Here is a 19,278-nt window from a genome sequence, read left to right as displayed (position 1 = left end):
GGTATCGGAAAGGGTCGGGTCTAGCCGAAGAGCTCACGGAGGTGGGGGTTCAGGAACACTCCGTCGGGGTCGAGTTCCCGTCGTATGGACTGGAAGTCCTCGTAGCGTGGGTACAGTGCTTCGACCCTGTCGCGGGTGAGATAGTGAAGCTTTCCCCAGTGCGGACGAGCATCGAATACCTGTAGTTCTCGATCGAGTTCGCGAAGGAAAGGCTCGTACACGGTTCCGACCTGGCCGGACACCGAGATCGACATGGTGTCCCGCTCGTAGTGCGCGGACAGGAACGCCTCGTCGGCCTTCTGCCAACGAACCTGCACAGGTGATATCTGGTCGGGGTACCTCTGCTGCATCACATGGCGGACGACGTCGAGTGCTTCGATGCCGCGTTCGGCAGGGACCATGTACTCGAGTTCGTGGAAACGTGCTTCGGTGGTTGCATCCGGGTAGATCAGATGGGCGCGCCCGGTTCGCTGGCCCGGATCCGCTTCGACGTCCGGTGCGTCGGCGGGCAGTTGCTCGAGCAGCTTGACCACGCAGTGATCCTGTGGGATCGACCCCAGGTCGTACATGGCCGAGGAAGCCGGGGTTGGCATCCACCAAAAGGAGAAGTGCCGGTAGTCGGCCAGGTACTGGTCCCAATCGCGGCTGACCTCGTCGAAGGGAAGAACAGCATTGTTCTCGCGCAGCTTGTATGCCGGCAGTGTCTCTATCTCGAGGTCGAGGACGACACCGAGCAAGCCGAGCGAAACCTGCGCTGCGTGCAGTCGATCGGGGTCGGTTTCGGCGATGTGAGTGATGCCGCCTCTCCCGTTCACCAGGCGCATCGACCGCACCATGGAGGACAAGCTGCCGTACGAGGGGCCGGAGCCTTTGGTTCCGGTCGCTACCGCACCGGCGAGAGACTGTGCGTCGATGTCCCCTTGATTGGCCAACGAGAGGCCCGACTCCCACAGCGGTGCACCAATATCACTCAACCGAGTGCCCGAGCGGACCGTGGCGCGCAGCCGATCTGGATCGGTAGCGATGACACCGGACAACGACTCCAAGCTCAGCAAAGTGTGGTCGGTCTCGACGATCGGGGTGAAGGAATGCCCACTTCCCGCGACCCGGATCCCCTGTCCCCGGTCAGCCGAGTCCCTGACTGCGCTCACTACGGCTGATTCGTCGGTGGGTTCTGCGAATTTCTCGAACCGAAACGACTGGTTGCCGCCCCAGTTCGACCACTCGCCTGTGTCGATCTCATTTCCGTCAACATAATCGTGGTGAGGCTCGTGGTCCGTCACGACAACCTTGGGGGCTTGTTCAGACATCGTCTTCCTTTCGGGCGCTGTTCACTCCCGGGCGATAGCCCTGGCGTCGGCCACGGCATGACTTGTAGTGACTAGGGACGGTAGTGCAGTCCATCGGGTAACATGTTACATGTAACACACGATCATGGCGAGGGGGCGGCATCGACACCGCGACGCGTCACTACGTCGAGGTGGAATGCTGGCCGCGCCTCACCCGATCGTTCAGAAAGCCACCCCTGAAGCAATCGGCAACCGATCACTTACGCGATCCGGACGGATTGCGGTACATCCTCGAAGGAGAGCGACCTTGAAGATCGTGGGAATCGACGTTTTCGGATACGAACTGGGCTACGCGCACGGCGAGTACGTCATGTCGGGCAACCGCGCGGCGGTGACCGAAGATGGAACTCTCGTTCGAATTCGGACCGACGCCGACATCGATGGTTGGGGCGAGATCACCACACTCGGTGCCACTTATCTCCCCACGTTTCCGGGCGGGATACGGGCGGCGTTGGCCGAACTCGGGTCGGCGCTGATAGGCCTCGATCCGACCAACATCCGTGGCATCCACCGAACGATGAACTCGACGCTGATGGGCCAGAGTTTCGCCAAGAGTGCGATCGATATCGCCTGCTGGGACGTGCTCGGGAAGGCCACCCATCAGCCTATATCGGCGCTGCTGGGTGGGGTTCTCAACCCTGATTTTCCGCTCTACGAAGCGGTTCCGCTGGGCAGTCCGGAGTCGATGGCGCAGTTCATCCGCGCTCGCCGCGCAGCGGGCGTCAACCGCTTCCAACTCAAGGTCGGTAACAATCCACACGAAGATGTCGAACGCAGTCGTGCATGTGTGGAGGCAGGCGACCGCGATACCGTCATCGTGGCGGATGCCAACGGCGGATGGAACATGGCAGATGCCAAGATCGCATTGCGCGGCGTGGACGAACTTCCGATCTTCGTCGAGCAACCTTGCCGCACGACAGCTGATTGCATTCTGGCGCATCGCTTGTCGGATGTTCCACTCGTACTGGACGAGTCGATCACCGACTCGACTGAAGTGTTTAGAGCGAAGAACGAGGCCAATGCAGTGTCGATTAACATCAAGTTCGGCAAGCTGGGCGGGTTGACGAACGTCGCACGCATGCGCGACCTCATCACGGAGCTGGGGATGCTGGTTTCCATCGAGGACATGTGGGGCGGTGATGTCATCACTGCTGCTACCAGTCATCTGGCGGCCACCACCGACCCGGAGTCACTGTTGATGACCCCGTTCTTCAACGACTGGACCGACGGTCACGTTGCGGGACGCCAGCCCCGTTCGAACAACGGTCGAGGATCGGCCCCCACAGGCCCAGGTCTGGGGATCACGATCGATACCGAAGCCCTCGGTGCGCCGCTACTGATGATCGGGCGCTGACGGCGGACGGCATCGCGCGTCGTTCGGCGTCGTGACCTCCAGCCCCTGCATTACAGGTTCGCCTCAAGCGCTTTTCTCGTGCTGTGCTGTGCGTGCGATCGGGCGTGGGCACCCGGCGCACGATTGCAAACCATGGAAACACGCTTTCGCCCCTCGCCGATGTCGGCGAGGGGCGAAGGGTTCTGTCGGCGTCGATGGATCAGGGGTTACGCGCGCCATGGGACGTATCGGCCGGGCCCGGCTCGCACTCGGTATCGGAAGCAGTCAACATTACCTGCATGCGCTCGTATTTGATCGGCGAACGGGCCCGAACGTACAGCGCATAAAAAAGGCCGAGCAGTGCACTGGCCGGGACCAAGCCGACCAATACTGCGGTGAGTACTCCATCGGTTCCGAGCAGTAGTTCAACGCTGTTGATGACTACGACGAATATTCCCAGCATCCCCACGATCGCTAACGCCGGAGCGATCATGGTGTTCCACCGCCGCCGGTCGAGTTCCCGGCGCCGGCGGAAGAAGACGAAAATTGCGACGCCAGCGGTCAACTGAGCACCGATGATGCCAATTGTTCCGATACCGGCGAGCCAGGCGAACAACGTAGTGTACGGATCGAGTCCGAACGCAGCGAAAGCAAGGACGACGACGACGGCACTGACGGTTTGTGTGATCGCTGCAACGTACGGTGTCTTGGCGATGCGACTGGTCACTCCGAGCCTGGACCAGACCAAGCCTTGACGCCCGATGGCGTACATGTATCGCGACAGATTGTTGTGAAAAGTGACGACGGCGGCGAATATCGCTGTCACGATCAGGACCTGAAACACGTGGGTAGCCCAGGGGCCGAGTGCGTTCTCACTGACGAAGAAGATCAGGTTTCCCGATTCACGCTGCGCCACTTCCTTGGCCTGTCCCACGCCGACTGCATTGACAACCAGCAGAGATGTAAGGGCGTACACGACGGCCATGAATACTACTGCGAAGTACGTTGCGCGCGGGATGGTCTTGCGTGGATTCTTTGCTTCCTCGCTGTAGATGGCGCTGCCCTCGAATCCGATGAAAGTAGTCAGAGCGAACATCACCGAGATTCCGACGCCGGAGGCCAGCAGCGCGGATGGAGTCAATGGTTCCAGACTGATGCCTTCGGCGGCCGCTGTGTCCGGGCTTGTGAGGATTCCGATTCCGAGCAGCACCAACATCGCACATTCGAGGGTTATCAACACACCGAGAATGATTCCGCCGGTGTGGGCGCCGCGAAGGCCGAGTACGAGGCACGCAAGCATTGCCACGCATGCACATAGCCACCAAGGCACGTTGACCCCGGTGACATCGGCGACCAGGCTGCTTGCGTAATACCCGAAACCGCCGTAGAGCGAGAATTGGATGCAGCTGTAGGAAAAAACGGTCAAAGATGCTGACGCCAAGCCGATTACACGCCCAAGTCCGCAGGTGACGTAGGAGTAAAGTGCGCCGGCATTTCGTACGTGTCGACCCATCGCCAGATAACCGACAGCGAACAGCAACAGGATCGAAGCCCCCAGCAGAAAAGCCGCGGGGGTGCCGGCGCCGTTGCCGGTACCCATCATGATCGGCACGATCGCGACTACACCGGTCAGCGGTGAGGCCGCGGCGATGATGTAGAACACGATGGCCGACACGCCGAGTGAGTTCTTCTTCAGTCCGTGGTCGGCCGGTGCGGTACCACTCGGTGATGCATGCGCGACGGTTAGAACGTCGCGACGAAAGATCGACATATCAAGTCTCGATTCGTAGTGAGCTGTGATCGGTAACATATTACCGATTGCTGGTGCTGTCAACGGCGAAATCGTAGAATTAGGGATTTTTACTGGCCCGTAACGGGCGTTAGCATGCCCGTTACTTCCCATTGCGTTCACGCCGGATGCGGCCGCCGGGCAGGGTAGAGGAGGTGCCAATGCTTATGTACAGCAATGCGATTGGGCAATCTCGGTTGCCGGGCCAGGTGGGGTGGTGTGCGCGGGCCGTGGAACATGCCGGGGCGGCGTCTATCGGACCGGCGTAGGCGCGCGCAGAGCCTCGGCGCTTGCGAGTGCCTCGGACCGGGCTCTGGGGCTCTTCGTGCGCGGAATGGCTCACCTGGCGGCGGTCACGTCTCCGGACCGAAGCCGCATCGAAGGCCGAAATCGATCGTCACGTTGGATGCTGGGGCTTTGGTAGCCGGGAGAATCGATAGTTTCGCGTCAGATAGGAGTGCCGACCAGGCTGGCCGATTCGGCCCAGTCTCCGGTGATGTGGTCGAAGTGTCGATGCATCAATTCACGTACCAGTGCGCCGTTCTGAGCAATCAACGCGTCGAGGATCGACAAGTGTTCTTCGGCCGACCCGAGCAGGTCACCGCTTTCGTACAGTCGCTTGAGCCCGAACAGTCTCGTACTGTCTCGGAGTTGGTCGACGATCGCCAGTAGGCGCGTGTTTCCACCTACTTCGAGCAAACCCAGATGGAATCTCCGGTCGGCGTCCAGATACCCGATGAGATCCCCGGCGCGTGCAGCCTCGATTATCTCCGTCGCAATGACCCGAAAGCGTGGATAGTGGAAGGGCAAGTCCGGGTGAGCGGCAAGTTCGACGGTGGCGGGTACTTCGATCATGCTTCGCAGCTGCGAAATTTCACGCAGGTCCGAATCGGTCAACGGTACGACCCGGAAACCTCGGTTCCGGACGGCTTCCATGAGGCCCTGATTGACGAGTGTCAGCATGGCCTCGCGGACCGGGCTGGCCGAAACGCCGAGTTCCGCTGCCAATGCCGTCGCGGAGTAAATGTTCCCAGGGGCAAGTGCGCCGGAGACCAAGCCCTCACGGATGACGGCGAGGGCTTGGTCGCGCAGGCTCGCACGCTGCAGGCCGACTGCAGACGACATACGACTCCTTCGTCAGTATTGCGGCCGCCCCTGTCTAGCCTGCCGTTGATATGTTGCCGGTTAAATATAACATTTATGGGTGGCCGGGACGACCCGTTCACCAACGCTCGTGCCGGCCCTCCCACCTCCCGAACGCGGTGGCTTTTATGTGCCGGGCGTGAGCATCGTGCGCGGGTTCGTCACCAGGATACGGTCGATCTGGCCGTCGGTGACGCCCGATTCACGCAGGTAGTCGGTGAAGGCATCGAGTACGTGCGCGTATCCCCATCCTCCGTATCGACGTAGGTAGTGCTTGTGTCCGATGTCCTGGGCGAGGAGTATCTGCCCGCCGTGTCCTGCATGGATCAGCGTGTCGATGGCCGAGACGCGTTCCCGATCCGAGGGCAGCCACCAGGAGTGAGTATCGGTTTTGAAGTAGCCCGAGTTTCCGCAGAGGTCGTATTCGATGTAGGCGCCGCGATCGGCCAGGGAACGGTGGTGTTGGATCGCGCGGGGCAGGTCGATGTCTGCGTGCGCGAGGGCAGCGTCCGCGTGTCCGAGCACGACCCGGTTGAGCCGTACCCCCTCCCTCTCCAGGATGTCGAGCACATCATGCCCACGGCGTCCGGGTGGATGGACGTGGATGGTGATGGGTAATCCGCTTTCGGTGTGCGCAGCAGCAGCGGCGCGCAGTACCTTTTCTTCTGCGGGATCGATGGGGTGTGAAGTACCGATTTCACCGATGATGCCTGGGAGGATCTCGGTGCCGTCGATGCCATTGTTGATTTCGGCGAGCAGAGCCTCGGTGACCTGGTCCTGAGTCATGGCTTTGAGGGTCTCCGATTGCGCCGACTCGATGTAGTACCCGCAACTGGCGACCACGTTGACGCCGGTGCGTTTCGCTACCTCGGCAAGACCTCGAACGTTGCGGCCGATGTCCGCAGGAGTGACGTCGACAATGGTGCCGCCGCCGAACTGTGCGAACCGAGCCAGTTCCTCCGTCGCCAAGGTCGCGTCGTCGAGAATGCAGTTGTCCTTGTTGCTGTAAGGCGAACGCCGGATGTCGTCGAGATTATGCATGAGCACGGGCTCCTCGAGCGCTCGAGCCTGTGCGTCGTTAGCTGGGGTGACCAAGTAACAACTGAGGTCGATGAACAGGTGTTCGTGGGTCAGAGTCCGTCCCAGATCTGTGGCGGGAATCGGACCCGTCACCGTCATCACGGTCGAATTATCGCTGCATTGAGAAGGATTCATCGATTCTCCTATTCTTGAAACTCGTGCGGCCGCTCGCTCAGATTGCGAGTGATATATCAAACGTGAGATGTTACGTTTGCGTGACGCGGACCACTTTCTTCACCTTAAGTTATATATTACCGGTTACGTACCGATTGTGGATCCACCACACTGCGAGACGACGGAGACGAGCTCTTGGCAGATCAATCCCAACACCCCATGATGGAATCGGCAGACCTCGACCATGTCCTTCTGGGCGTCGAGTCGATGACGAAGAAGTACGGACGAACGACGGTGCTGGACGACGTCGCGATCGAATTCCGGGCGGGCGAAGTCCACGCGCTTCTGGGTGAGAACGGCGCGGGTAAAAGCACGTTGGTCAAAATCGTCGCCGGTGTGATCGACGCGGATTCGGGCACGGTCTTCGGTCCAGCACACGACAACAACGACATCGCGATGGTGTTCCAAGAGCTGTCCGTCATTCCGGAAATGTCGATCCTGGACAATCTTGCGTTGTCGAGCGGGCGGGCGGGCTACCGAGTTCCTTACGCCCGATTGAGGGCGCCTGCGTCGGCTGCGCTGGCCAGTGCAGGGCTCGACGACATCGCTCTCGATATGCCCGCAGCCAGTCTCTCTCTCGCGCAGCGACAACTCTTGGAGATAGCACGAGGTCTGATGGTCGACGCCCAGGTACTCGTCCTCGACGAACCCACCGCCACCCTGTCGGACATCGAAATTGCACGGGTGCACCGCGTCATCCGCAAGCTCGTGGCATCCGGCCACGCGATTGTCTACATCACCCACCGCTTGTCGGAAGTGTTTTCACTCTCCGATCGCATCACGGTCATGCGATCGGGGCGCGTGGTTGCGTCCGGAGCCACGAACACTTTCGGCATGTCTCAGCTGGTCACGCACATGCTCGGTGCCGACCACGTACCCGTGCAGAAGCAGATCCGGCGTTCGGGGGTGACCGGTGATGGCGCTCCTGCCCTCAATGCCTCGGGGTTGGCCTCGGCAGGACACTTCACCGACATCGATTTCTCGGCAGAAGGTGGTCAGATTCTTGCGTTCTTCGGCCAAATCGGTTCGGGAGCTGATGCTCTCGTGAAAGTATTGGCCGGTCTGGGACGAATCGACGCCGGATCGGTTCTGCTCGACAACGAACCACTCGGACTCGGTTCCCGAGTGTCAACGCAACGTAGAGGTGTCGCGTACGTATCTGCCGATCGTGCGAGTGAGGGAGTGTTCCTCGACGCCACAGCGGCGGTGAACATATCGGCGGGAGCGCTGGGCGAGGTCAGTGTCGGTCGTGTAGTGCGCAGGTCGCGTGAACTGGCGTTGGCACGGGCGGTGGCCGAAGACGTCGGGTTCGATTCCAGTCGGGTGGCGGAACCGGTCTCGGCGTTCAGCGGGGGCAATCAACAGAAAGTTGCAATCGCCAAAGCACTCGCAACCCGGCCGCGGGTGCTGCTACTGAACGAACCGACGCGCGGTGTCGACATCGGAGCCAGGTCCGAAATCTACAGAAGCATCCGCGGATTGCTGCCCGACGGACTCATCGTCATCGTCTACTCCAGCGACATCGTCGAGATCCGAGAACTCGCCGACCGAGTGATAACGATGTACCGAGGCCGCTTCGTAGCGGACCACTCGGTCACGGCAATCGACGACGCCGCCTTGACCACCGAAATTCTCAATGGAGCATCCAGTGACTCACACCAGTAGCCAGACCCTCGTCGCTCGAATACGGCGTCCTACCAATGTGACTGGAGCGACGGTCGTCAGCGTAGCCACCGTCGTCGTTGGCGTCGTGGCGTCTGTGGCGATCGAGAACTTCCCGACCGCATCCAATATCCGTGCAATGTTCCTGTCTGTCTCGCTAATCGGAATCATTGCCGTGGGTCTGAGCCTGATCACCATCGTCGGCAAGGTATTCACCCTCTCGATTCCGTCGTTGGTGGCTCTCTCGACCATCATGTTTGCCAGCATGCTGCACCTAGGGCCTTGGATCGCTTTGCTGTCCACGGTGACCGCATCTGCAGCAGTGGGACTGGTGCAGGGCATCGTCGTTGGACGAGTGGGAACAGATCCGATCATCACCACAATCGCAACTGCGGCCATCATGCTGGGAATCGGCCAGTTGTGGACCTCCGGCCGGACGATCGTCGGAGACGGCGACCCCACATTCTTCAACAGCAACATCTTCGGCCTCTTCCCTTTCCAGGCAACGGTATTCGTCTTGTTCGCCTTTACTCTGTTTTGGTGGCAGAAGTACAGCACCGCTGGACGAAAGCTGATGCTAGTTGGCCTCAACGAACGCGCCGCGACCATCATGGGGCTGCGATCATGGCCTCTGATCACGCTGGCCTTCGTGGTGTCCGGGGCGGCGACCGGACTCGCAGGTGCGCTGCTTTCTGCGCAATCCGGTCAAGGAAATCTACTTCTGGGACAAAGCTTCGGGTTCGACGCAATCGTCGCAGTCGTTGTCGGCGGTGTCAGCATCAAGGGCGGCGCGGGAACACCTCTCGGCGCAGCGATCGGAGCGCTGTTCGTGGGGTTGTTGAGCAACGTATTGGCGCTACTGAGTCTGACCTACGAAACCCAGCTCGTTGTCAAGGGCTTGCTTGTTCTAGCCGCGGTCACCGCCACCGGGATCACCGCGCGTAACGAAAGGTCCGGTAAATGAAATCAGTTCGAGCGCATACCTTGTACTGGCACGCCCGCACGCTCATCGCCTGGTCGCTCGCAGCGGTCGCGTTCGCTTACTTCGCAACGACGGATGCAAACTTCCTCAATCAGGGGAATCTCTACGCGTTGATGCAGATATTGTCCACCCTCGTCGTAGTCGCTACCGGACTTGCAGTGGTGATGGTCGTAGCAGAGTTCGACCTGTCCATCGCTGGTACGTTCCCGCTGGCCGGGCTCGTCGCGGTGAAAGTCGGCAGCGAATTCGGTGCCATCGTCGGGATCTGCGCCGCAGTGGTCACAGGGGTGGCGTTGGGCATGCTCAACGGATACCTCACCAGCAGGTTCAGGATCTCTTCGCTGGCCGTCACGGTCGCGACGATGGTGCTCTCGATTGGGATCGGATACTGGATCACAGGTAGTCAGCTGGTGAAGTTGAGCGACTACGATGCTAGCTTGGTTCTGGCTCAGCGGATTTTGGGGATCTTTTCACTTCAGTCCTTGATCCAGATTGCCTTGGCTGTGGCGGCGCTGGCGTATGTGACCTACTCCTGGCGTGGACGCTATCTCTACGCAACCGGCAGCGACGCGGCACGCGCACGCGCATCTGGGCTCCCGGTCAACGCGACCGTCATAGCGGCCTTCTCAATAGCGGGGGCGTGTGCGGCGATTTCTGGGGCGCTGCAGGGCATAACACTCGCGTCGGCCCAAGCAGGTTCCAACGACGCATTTCTGCTCCAGTGCGCCACAGCTGCACTGATCGGAGGCATCGCCCTGACCGGTGGTCGTGGGAGCCTCATCGGTGTCTTCGGCGGCGCCGCGCTGCTCGCCGTGCTCTCGAACGGGCTCGGACTAGCAGGCGTGGACTCGGCGGTGATCCAACTGATCAACGGCACCGTACTTCTCGTCGTTGTGCTGATCGACAAGCCGATCAACAGACTCGTCGAGCGCCGGATGCAATCAGGTCACCGGATCGACCAGCTGCCCCGACAATCATCATTTGACGTATCCAAGGAGACGGTATGACCTCGGCCCGCCTTGCGGTAGTCACTGCAAGTGCAGTGCTACTCAGCACAGTCATCGGATGCAGCACCGGGCAGGAACGACAGCAACGCGAACCGGGTCGAAGCGAAGGTGCCCGCGTAAGCTTTCTCACCATCTCCCAGACCTGCGAACCGTGTGCTCGGACTTCGGAAGCAATTGTCGACAACCTCGAATCGGCTGGAGTCGAAGTCCGCACATCTGCAACCGATTTCGATTCCCCAGCCGACCAGATCCAGAAGTTCAATCAAGCCCTGAGTACAGAACCAGATGCCATCATCGTGTGGCCGACCGACACGACGTCCATCATTCCGGCACTGAAACTTGCCGAACGTAACGGGTCCGATATCCCGGTGATCACCACGACGTACCGCCCGGCGACTCCCGATACCGATCTGTGGACCGCGTGGGTGGGTGGAGACGACGAAAAACTCGGCGACGAGGCCGCGCGATCACTCCTCGCTGGCCTGGCCGCAGCCGGCAAGCCGGCCGTCGGAAACGTCATTCAGATCGAGGGCACACCGGGTGCCGCTACGACCATTGGCCGGCAAACTGGGTTCGAGAAGACGCTGGCCACAGAAGCGCCGGGCTTGACGCTCGTAGGCTCCCAGCCAGGGAATTGGGATCAGACGGAGGCGACCAACGCGGCATCGGCCCTGTTTGCCCAGGACCCCGGCAGAGAGATCGTGGGCGTCTACGCCCATTCAGACATCATGCTCAACGGCGCGATCTTAGCCGGCGAACGCGACGGTCGCGTCGCCGGCACTGACTTCATCGCAGTCGGAATCGACTGCAGTGTCGAAGGCTACCGCAATATCGAAACCGGGAAACAGTTCGCAACCGGAATGTGGGACCCGGCATCGATAGGCCGCGAAACCGCAACCGTCACGTTGGAAATCCTACGCGGAAACCCGGTACCCAAGGACACGTTCTTCGATACACCCCAGATAACCACCTCGAACCTGAGCAACTGCACCGGTGCCGCCGGTCTCTGACCCCACGCGCCCCTTGCGCATGGACCTCCTCTCAAGAGTAGAATATTACCGGTTACCGTCTATGAATGGACGGTAGTACCGTCCGTTCGCAACCGAGAGGATCTGACATGACCACAATCGCTGGGACCAACCCCAGAACGGGGGGTGCGCTCGCCGATGTCGCGAAGGAAACCTCCGATGCCGATGTGGATCGCATAGTCTCGAACGCGGCCTCTGCGGCCCACGCATTCGCCGCACTCCCGCGATCCGAGCGTGCAGATGTCCTCGATGCCATTGCGATGGCTATCGAAGCCCGTACAGCAGACCTCCTCGACATAGCCATGCAGGAGACCGGGCTCACCGAGCAGAAGCTGAGCGGTGAATTGATTCGCACGGCGTATCAGTTCAGATTCTTCGCAGACGTAGCACGCGAAGGCAGTTACCTGGAAGCAACGATCGATCCCCCCGCGCAGACACCCATGGGACCGCGGCCGGATCTACGACGGTGGTTGGTGCCGATCGGACCGATCGCGGTGTTCGGAGCCAGTAACTTTCCTTTCGCGTTTTCCGTACTGGGCGGCGACACGGCATCGGCATTGGCCGCCGGCAACCCCGTCGTAGTCAAAGCACACGGCTCGCATCCAGCGACCTCGCTGTTGTCCTTCCAGATCATGGAAGAAGCATTGACCGCAGCGGGTATAGCCTCTGCAACAATCGGCATCGTGTTCGGAACGTCGGGAGGAGCACGGCTCGTCAGTCGTGACGGGATCAAGGCGGTCGGCTTCACCGGCTCCCTGTCCGGGGGTCGCGCGTTGTTGGACATCATTCACACCCGCGCGGAACCGATTCCGTTCTACGGCGAGTTGAGCAGCCTTAACCCAGTGTTCGTTTCACCGTCGGCAGCAGCGCAAGGTGCCGACGCGATCGGAACCGGTTTGGTCACCTCGTTCACGGTCGGGTCCGGACAACTGTGCACCAAACCCGGATTCGTATTGGTTCCTCGCGGCGCAGATGGTGACCGACTCGTCGAGGCTGCACGCGACGCACTGGCGAGGGCGACCGATCACGTGCTGCTCAACGAGCGCATCTACACGACCTATCAGGACGAAACAAACACGCTCATTTCCAAACCCGATGTCCTGGTGCATTCTGCGCCCGACTCCCCCGGAGCGGGGTTTCACGTGACTCCGCGACTTGTCGAAACCCAGATAGACAAGCTCGACCCCTCGATCGTGCACGAGATCTTCGGCCCAGTCGCAGTGATCGCCCGCTACGACGGACAGCAGATTCTCTCCGTAGCCCGCTCGGTGTTCGATTCCTTCCCTGCCAGCCTGACTGCGACACTGCACGTCACTGAGGATGATGACGTCCATGCCTTGACCGACATCGCATCGGAGCGGGCAGGCAGAGTCTTGTTCGGTGGATTCCCAACAGGGGTGGCCGTGTCCTGGGCGCAAACACACGGAGGACCGTGGCCCTCGACCAACTCGATCCATACCTCGGTCGGGGCTACAGCGATCCGGCGGTTCATCCGCCCGCTTACCTACCAGAACGCACCCCACCACGTACTGCCGATGGAATTGCGCGACGGTTACCGCGACATTCCGCGTCGAATCGACGGAGTGCAACACAGCGCGAACGCGTGATGGATTGCCTCGTCCGGTCATAGCGCAGTTACAAACGACTTTCGTTCCGAAAGTTACCGGTTCACTCCATCTCGGTTTACTTCGTCGCGGTTCACGGAGTAAACCGAGACCAACGGAGAGGACGATTTCAGGCTCAGAACGAGAGCCTGATGTCCACCACGATGAAACACGGATCAAGAAGTCCCCCATCGAGGTGTGACGGCGCATCTTCCGCTCGTCATCCGCCCCCGAAGTGGGCTGCAACTTTCCGATGCCGAGACCCCTGGCCGCGAAGGAGCTCAGCCGACTACGAACTGCACGGACACCCTGCTCCCCAGCAGCAGGACCCGTCTGCCCCGGAGCGGGACGTATGCACTAGTGGCCATCCAATGCTCGAACTCGTACAACAATTGCTGTTCACGTTACCTCGACGACGGCTGCCGACACCCCGTCGATTGATCGATACGCTGCTGTCGGCGGGCGCGACTTCCACAGTGATCGTTCATAATACGAGACAGATGGCTGGAGTGCGTGTGCTTAAGCGTGCGATGAATTTCCGGCCACCGTACTGCGGGGCGGGTAAAAGCCTCCCCCGTCGCGCCCCAGAGCTAGAGCCCGTGATGCGAGCCACGCCAACAAGACCGCTACCGCCACATGTGCCGCGTTGTACATCCCGGTAGAGCCGTCCGGTAGGAAGACGATCATGACCCACACCGACAGTCCGACAATCCACCTACGGCAGACTTCCGACAGGGATAGAGCGGCCGCTATGGCCAACGGCCATGAGTAGTACCAGGGAAGGGCGAAGGGTGACAACACGACTACGGCGACCATAGCGCTTAGCAAGCCGCGAATCGCCGCGTACTCCGATTGTCGCGCGGACCACCAGATTACCGTCAACGCAATGACTAGGATGATCACACCGACCGCTCGTGCGACCAAGAGTGCTGCCGCAGGTTCGATGGAGATCGCCGGTTTCAGAACGACGGTTGTCGCCTGGGCAATCGCTGTAGGCAGGGTCAGCCAGTTCACAACTGCCCCAGTGCTCGTCAGGCCGGTGAGCCATCCCAACCCCACGCCGGCCCAGGACGACACGACCCAGAAAACAGTTGCGGTCACGGCTGCCATCACCACGCCGACGGGAATCAGCTGACGCATCATTGCTCCGGTTCCTATGTCCGGGTGTTCTCGTCGAGCGGGCCCATGGACGATCCACATCCACGCTACGAACGGAAGAGCGAGCCCGGCTGTGAACTTCACCGTGGCGGCGAGAGCGATGAGAGCCACGGCAAGAGTCATGCGTCGATCGAGCGCGCACGCGAGTCCGACTGTGAGCAGTCCGACCATCAACATGTCGTTGTGCACGCCTCCCACGGCGTGAACAAGGACCAGTGGGTTGAGAACGGCCAACCACACCGCGAGTACCGGGTCTGCGCCGAAGTGTCGAGCGATCCGTGGGACCGCCCACATGGTCATGGCCAAACCGGGGAGCATCGCCAGTCGCAGTGCGATGACGCCGAAGACGACGTTGTCGCCGCTGATGCTGGTCACTCTTTCCGCGACGAGTAGTGAGAGTGGCCCGTAGGGAGCTGTCGTGTTCATCCACATTGTGCTGACTTCGTCGAGAAGCGGGCCGGGGTTGATGGCAGGCCCCACCTCGTACGGATCGAACCCGTCGCGCAGAAGGGCTCCCTGCGCAAGGTAAGAGTAGGCGTCTCGGCTGAACATCGGCACGGCGACGATCAACGGCGCAGACCACAATGCAGCGGTTCCCCACATCTGACGTATAGACACGCGATGTGCCACAGCTGTCTGCCCCACGTGCAGCCATGACACTATCAGGACTCCGATGCCAACCCAGAGAACAGCTCGCGCCATCATCTCGCCGTGACCGAACCTCAACCAGGACAGGAAGAGTCTGTCCATCAACGGATCCTGCCGCATCGTGGCAGCAGACCCAAACCCTCCGGCCATGACCATCAGGGAACCGGCAAAACCGAGCATCGTTGTTCGGTAGTGGCGGGCACCGTTGCGCTTTCGAACATCTGCTCTGCTCGGTGGTTCGGTCCGAAACGAAGTTGAAATGGTGGTCTCCGATGATTCGTTCACGCCTACTGAGCCTCTCGGTCGCGGGTGGACGCTGGCCCGGACCATGTCGCATCAGGGTGCGAGTCCTTCTCGGTGCGCAGTGTGGGGTTCGCGCGAGGCGAGGCTCGAGGTGAGCCTGCCTCGGATACGGTGAGCACTACAGTTTGCGTGCAGTTAAATTTTATCGATTATAGGTAAAGGGCAATTGCAGCTCCTGGGTGGTGTGGGCTTGACCAGGTTGCCGCCCGATCGAGCGCAGCGAAATGTTCACGTACGAAGGGTTCAGCAGAGGCAACCTCATCGAGGAAGACACCGTGGAACGCGTAGTCGCCCCGTCATGGTGATCGCGCCATTCACTCTCCTGAACGGCGCTGCCGACGATCGGCTCGCTCGTGCAAGGACTACCTTGGTCAATCCCGGGTGCGTACGCACGAAACCTGACGGACTCTCGCTACAGCCGAGCTGGTAGCTGTTGAGATTTGCCTACAACACGAAAGCCGGGCAGAGACCGAACGGCTTGAGGTCAATTCCGCTCTGCTAAGTCGTTTCTCTCTCGATGATCTGAAACGCGCCTAAATCAGCCCCGGCCGGTCGGCGCGCGCGGCTACCCCGTAAGAGATCTACTATGTGGACCGCAAGCCTCGCCGCAAAGGTCGCGAGGTCCATCGCAATGGTCGAGAGCTGCGGGGAGACCAAGGACGCGACTCGTAGATTGTCGACGCCGATCACTGCTAGCGTCGAGGGAACTCGTACACCGCGTCGACGGCACGCTGCAATCAGAGCAAACGCTGCCAGATCGTTGAAGGCGGCCACGCCCGTAACGTCCGCTTCCACGAATGTCGCGAGTGCCTCATCAGCGCTCGCCGTAGAATCGGCCATCACAGCAACAACCGGCTCGGTGAATCCGTTCTTCAAGCTCGCATCTGCGAATCCACTGAGTCGAGGTCTACCGAACCGTTGTTCGCGAAGGTCTGCAACGGCGGCATAGCCGACGCGGCTATGCCCCTTCTCGACCAGATGTTCCAGTTGCAGTGCTCCAACCCGTCGCTGATCAAGGCCGGTAATCGTGGCTCCATCGTCGCCGAACACTCCCTGCACAAGGGGTATTCCAGCACGGCGCATGCTTGCTGCTGCCTCGGTGTCCACTTCTCCGAACGCAACGACGACGGCGGGATTGACTTGCTGCCACAAGGCGATCCCGGGCGGTGAATGGGTCGCAGTGTGATGCAGAAAAACGCAACTCAGGCCATCATCGGCGAACGCTCGACTCAGTTCGATCTTGAACTCGTCCATCGCTTGGGTCACCGGGAAGTCGGGAATCAAACACAGAATCACCGAACTAGTGCCGGTACGGAGACTGCGAGCGGCGGCGGACGGTACGTATCCAAGGTTGTGTGCTGCTGCCAGCACATGATCGCGCGTCTCGGTCGAGATCCCCTTGTCCTCTCGCCCGTTGAGAACAAAACTGACCGTGGTTTGAGACACGCCCGCCGTGGCGGCCACGTCCTTGCTTGTTATTCGCGGCACGCAGAGCCTCCTTGGATGGCAAGTCGTTCCCGGCCGAGTCTATTGCGTACGCATCTCAGTTATGCCTAACATGTGATCCACCTAATACGATTTAGGTTAGCTAATACGTATTAACACCAGGAGTTCACACGTGACCCGACCACCATCCACCGCGATCGTCTCTCCGCCTCTGTCGCCAACGTCAGCGACGCGGTCGCTCCCCCGGCTGTTGGCCTACCTATTGCCGGCAACGACATCGATGTATGGACTCTTTCAAGGAATTCAACAGATTCTTCTTCCGGCCCAGGTCGACCAGATCGATTCCGCCGCCAAGGTCGGTAACCTCGCGCTCCTCACCACGCTCGCTGCCATTGCCTCGATGGTTGCGCTTCCGATCGGTGGGGCAGTGTCGGATCGAACCCGGTCTCGATTCGGCCGCCGGACCCCATGGATGGTCGTCATGTCTGCGCTATCAGCCCTGCTGCTGATCGCGATGGGGTCGAGCCCGAATCTTTTCGCGCTCGCCATCAGCTACATGCTTCTGTGGTTCGTTGCAAACTTCTATCAGGCAGCCATATCGGCAATCCTTCCCGATCGCGTGCCAGTAGAACGCCGGGGAGTGGCGTCAGCTGTGATCGGCCTGGGCACGCCCCTCGGGATCCTCTTCGCCGTTAACTTGGTCAGCCGTGTCAGCCAATTCTGGGGCTATACAACCATCGCCCTGATCTTCTTGGCTGCCACACTTGCGCTCGTGCTCGGCTCGAAAGAAGATTCTTCGATCGACCTCGCCCTAGAACCGAAAAATACTACAGAGAATGCGCCGCGCTTCATTGCGTCCTTCTTCGCAGCGTTCGCTGCGCGCGACTTCCGGCTCGCCTTCATCAGTCGAGCAGCGCTGTTTCTGTCCTACTTCACGGTGAGCGGGTACTTGTACTACACCGTTCAAGATTACGTCGGACTCGAAAACCTCCCCACGGACAACCTAGCCGTTGCGGTCAGCACATTGTCGACGATTTCTGTAATCACCTGGACGATCGTCGCTACAGCCGCGGGCTGGCTTGCTGATCGACTCGACCGACGAAAGTTGTTCGTGGGCGTCAGCGCAGTGGGAATGGGCCTGTCAATGCTCGCTCCGATCATCAGTCCCACATGGACCGGGATGATCATCTACGCGGTCCTCTCCGGTGCCTTCGTGGGGGTGTACTTCGCCGTCGATCTGGCGGTGATGTCCCTGGTACTGCCGGATAAAGCGAACGAGGGTCGTGACTTCGGAATCTTGGCTGTGGCGACCGGACTGCCACAAATCCTCTCCTCCGTCATCGCCGGTGCATTGATCACCTTCCTCGGCGGGTACATCGCGCTCTACCTGTTCGGTGCACTATCGGCAGTCGTGTCCGGGCTCGTCATCCTTCGCGTGCGATCCGTACGTTGACAGGTCCACAACACAGAAAGCCGTCTACATGCCTTCGAATGCTCACGTCATCACCACCTCCGACGGCGTCGAAATAAACTACGAAACCTTCGGCGACGTCGGCAATCCACCCCTGCTTCTCATTCAAGGTCTCAGCGCCCAGATGATCGGGTGGCACCCCGACCTGTGTGATGCGCTGGCCAACACTGGATTCCTGGTTGTCAGGCACGACAATCGGGATGTCGGACGTTCCCAGAAATTCCCGTCTATTCCCTACACGCTGACGGACATGGCGAACGACACTGCAGGGCTGCTGACGTCGTTGGGTATCGAGTCAGCGCATATCGTCGGGCAGTCGATGGGCGGAATGATCGCCCAGGAACTAGCCGTGGGTCACCCGCACAAGGTCCGCTCTCTGGCACTTGTCTACTCGGCTGCACACATCGAGCATCTCAATTCCGACACCATCGATGAACGCAGCAATCTCCCTGCGCCCCGAACGCGCGAGGAGTACGTCGACCGATATCTCCGCAGTGAGGCTCCCTGCGCATCGGAGTCCTACCCTCACGACGAGAAGTGGCTCAGTGAGCTCGCTCGACAGATGTACGACGTCGATCCGCGGTCAGATGGGGCCCGGCGCCAGTATCTCGCTATCGCGAACACGCGGGATCGACGGCCGCTGCTGCCGAGGCTGAAGCAGCCAACCACGATTCTCCACGGTGACAGTGACGCTCTCATCAACCCTGACGCATCCCGAGAATTGCACAGGTTGATTGCACACTCCACACTGAAGTTCTATCCAGGCATGGGGCATGCGCTACCGCGTGCCCTCTGGGGCGACATCGTGGCGCAGATCGTGGCCAATTGCCGAAACGCAGACTCGTCGCACACAACTGACACGACTGAGCCAGCTCCCGCGCGCACGTAGTGGTGACAGGTGACATATTCCGACTACCGAGTCTTCGCAGGACGGTGAAAGATGCACCTGTCTCGGACGAGCCCCGCTTGTATCCATGGCCTTGACGCACGGTAGAACATTCCGGGCTCCCGCACGGCCCCACGCTGGATGGCACCAGGGCGTCGGTACGTTGCTGTTGTCAAGAGCGTGCGCTCGGCAGTAAGCCGCCGATGACGACGCGG

The 19,278-nt window shown here is 60.4% G+C and carries 14 protein-coding genes; 8 read left to right on the top strand and 6 right to left on the bottom strand.

What is annotated here, in order from left to right; all coding sequences use genetic code 11:
* Window positions 1–20 precede the first annotated feature (20 nt).
* Window positions 21–1,310: a D-arabinono-1,4-lactone oxidase gene (locus tag CH290_RS27865; protein ID WP_080748586.1), complete on the bottom strand. Its 1,290-nt coding sequence runs from the start codon at window positions 1,308–1,310 to the stop codon at window positions 21–23.
* A gap of 295 nt (window positions 1,311–1,605) precedes the next feature.
* Between CH290_RS27865 and CH290_RS27860 the strand changes: the two genes are divergently transcribed.
* A complete protein-coding gene (locus CH290_RS27860) occupies window positions 1,606–2,703 on the top strand; it encodes a mandelate racemase/muconate lactonizing enzyme family protein (protein WP_230620870.1) in 1,098 nt (365 codons plus the stop codon).
* Window positions 2,704–2,902: 199 nt separating this feature from the next.
* Here CH290_RS27860 and CH290_RS27855 read toward each other — a convergent pair whose 3' ends face one another.
* From CH290_RS27855 to CH290_RS27845, 3 genes are all read right to left on the bottom strand, one after another.
* On the bottom strand, window positions 2,903–4,453 hold the full coding sequence (locus tag CH290_RS27855) for an APC family permease (protein ID WP_052082967.1): 1,551 nt from the start codon (window positions 4,451–4,453) through the stop codon (window positions 2,903–2,905).
* Window positions 4,454–4,918: 465 nt separating this feature from the next.
* Window positions 4,919–5,596 carry a GntR family transcriptional regulator gene (locus CH290_RS27850; protein ID WP_033188121.1) on the bottom strand — a complete coding sequence of 226 codons (678 nt, stop codon included), beginning with the start codon at window positions 5,594–5,596 and terminating at the stop codon, window positions 4,919–4,921.
* A gap of 144 nt (window positions 5,597–5,740) precedes the next feature.
* Complete coding sequence (locus tag CH290_RS27845) at window positions 5,741–6,829, bottom strand: phosphotriesterase family protein (protein ID WP_033188122.1); 1,089 nt, start codon at window positions 6,827–6,829, stop codon at window positions 5,741–5,743.
* 174 nt (window positions 6,830–7,003) lie between these two features.
* Here CH290_RS27845 and CH290_RS27840 point away from each other — a divergent pair, with 174 nt between their 5' ends.
* The 5 genes from CH290_RS27840 to CH290_RS27820 all read left to right on the top strand — a co-directional run bounded on the left by CH290_RS27840 (window position 7,004) and on the right by CH290_RS27820 (window position 13,154).
* Window positions 7,004–8,533 (top strand): sugar ABC transporter ATP-binding protein, encoded by a 1,530-nt coding sequence (locus CH290_RS27840; RefSeq protein ID WP_141216165.1) that lies wholly within the window; start codon window positions 7,004–7,006, stop codon window positions 8,531–8,533.
* Window positions 8,534–8,627: 94 nt separating this feature from the next.
* Window positions 8,628–9,494 carry an ABC transporter permease gene (locus tag CH290_RS27835; protein WP_170947508.1) on the top strand — a complete coding sequence of 289 codons (867 nt, stop codon included), beginning with the start codon at window positions 8,628–8,630 and terminating at the stop codon, window positions 9,492–9,494.
* Complete coding sequence (locus tag CH290_RS27830) at window positions 9,491–10,519, top strand: ABC transporter permease (protein ID WP_052082970.1); 1,029 nt, start codon at window positions 9,491–9,493, stop codon at window positions 10,517–10,519. The genes CH290_RS27835 and CH290_RS27830 overlap by 4 nt, the downstream gene beginning before the upstream one ends.
* Window positions 10,516–11,529 (top strand): sugar ABC transporter substrate-binding protein, encoded by a 1,014-nt coding sequence (locus CH290_RS27825; protein ID WP_080748589.1) that lies wholly within the window; start codon window positions 10,516–10,518, stop codon window positions 11,527–11,529. The genes CH290_RS27830 and CH290_RS27825 overlap by 4 nt, the downstream gene beginning before the upstream one ends.
* A gap of 107 nt (window positions 11,530–11,636) precedes the next feature.
* Complete coding sequence (locus CH290_RS27820) at window positions 11,637–13,154, top strand: aldehyde dehydrogenase (NADP(+)) (protein WP_033188125.1); 1,518 nt, start codon at window positions 11,637–11,639, stop codon at window positions 13,152–13,154.
* A gap of 516 nt (window positions 13,155–13,670) precedes the next feature.
* Here the strand turns inward: CH290_RS27820 and CH290_RS27815 are convergent.
* Window positions 13,671–15,287, bottom strand: coding sequence for an alpha-(1->6)-mannopyranosyltransferase A (locus CH290_RS27815; RefSeq protein WP_080748590.1), 1,617 nt, complete (start codon window positions 15,285–15,287; stop codon window positions 13,671–13,673).
* Window positions 15,288–15,758: 471 nt separating this feature from the next.
* The gene (locus tag CH290_RS27810) at window positions 15,759–16,748 is read right to left on the bottom strand and encodes a LacI family DNA-binding transcriptional regulator (RefSeq protein WP_033188126.1); all 990 of its coding nucleotides are present in this window, start codon (window positions 16,746–16,748) and stop codon (window positions 15,759–15,761) included.
* Window positions 16,749–16,878: 130 nt separating this feature from the next.
* Here CH290_RS27810 and CH290_RS27805 point away from each other — a divergent pair, with 130 nt between their 5' ends.
* Together CH290_RS27805 and CH290_RS27800 are read left to right on the top strand one after the other, a co-directional pair.
* Complete coding sequence (locus CH290_RS27805; protein ID WP_212555967.1) at window positions 16,879–18,159, top strand: MFS transporter; 1,281 nt, start codon at window positions 16,879–16,881, stop codon at window positions 18,157–18,159.
* Window positions 18,160–18,187: 28 nt separating this feature from the next.
* Window positions 18,188–19,066 (top strand): alpha/beta fold hydrolase, encoded by an 879-nt coding sequence (locus CH290_RS27800; protein WP_080748592.1) that lies wholly within the window; start codon window positions 18,188–18,190, stop codon window positions 19,064–19,066.
* Window positions 19,067–19,278: the final 212 nt, after the last annotated feature.

Origin of the sequence: Rhodococcus sp. 06-156-4 (assembly GCF_002259345.1) — a bacterium.
In the GTDB taxonomy this organism is placed as follows: domain Bacteria; phylum Actinomycetota; class Actinomycetes; order Mycobacteriales; family Mycobacteriaceae; genus Rhodococcoides; species Rhodococcoides fascians_E.
The sequence above is the reverse complement of the archived record's forward strand: the minus strand, read 5'-3'. Positions and strand labels throughout refer to the sequence as shown.

Excerpts from the sequence above, each read along its gene's own strand:
- CH290_RS27865 (WP_080748586.1), bottom strand. The coding sequence starts at position 1,310 with ATGTCTGAACAAGCCCCCAAGGTTGTCGTGACGGACCACGAGCCTCAC.
- CH290_RS27855 (WP_052082967.1), bottom strand. The coding sequence starts at position 4,453 with ATGTCGATCTTTCGTCGCGACGTTCTAACCGTCGCGCATGCATCACCG.
- CH290_RS27850 (WP_033188121.1), bottom strand. The coding sequence starts at position 5,596 with ATGTCGTCTGCAGTCGGCCTGCAGCGTGCGAGCCTGCGCGACCAAGCC.
- CH290_RS27845 (WP_033188122.1), bottom strand. The coding sequence starts at position 6,829 with ATGAATCCTTCTCAATGCAGCGATAATTCGACCGTGATGACGGTGACG.
- CH290_RS27830 (WP_052082970.1), top strand. The coding sequence starts at position 9,491 with ATGAAATCAGTTCGAGCGCATACCTTGTACTGGCACGCCCGCACGCTC.
- CH290_RS27825 (WP_080748589.1), top strand. The coding sequence starts at position 10,516 with ATGACCTCGGCCCGCCTTGCGGTAGTCACTGCAAGTGCAGTGCTACTC.
- CH290_RS27820 (WP_033188125.1), top strand. The coding sequence starts at position 11,637 with ATGACCACAATCGCTGGGACCAACCCCAGAACGGGGGGTGCGCTCGCC.
- CH290_RS27815 (WP_080748590.1), bottom strand. The coding sequence starts at position 15,287 with ATGGTCCGGGCCAGCGTCCACCCGCGACCGAGAGGCTCAGTAGGCGTG.
- CH290_RS27800 (WP_080748592.1), top strand. The coding sequence starts at position 18,188 with ATGCCTTCGAATGCTCACGTCATCACCACCTCCGACGGCGTCGAAATA.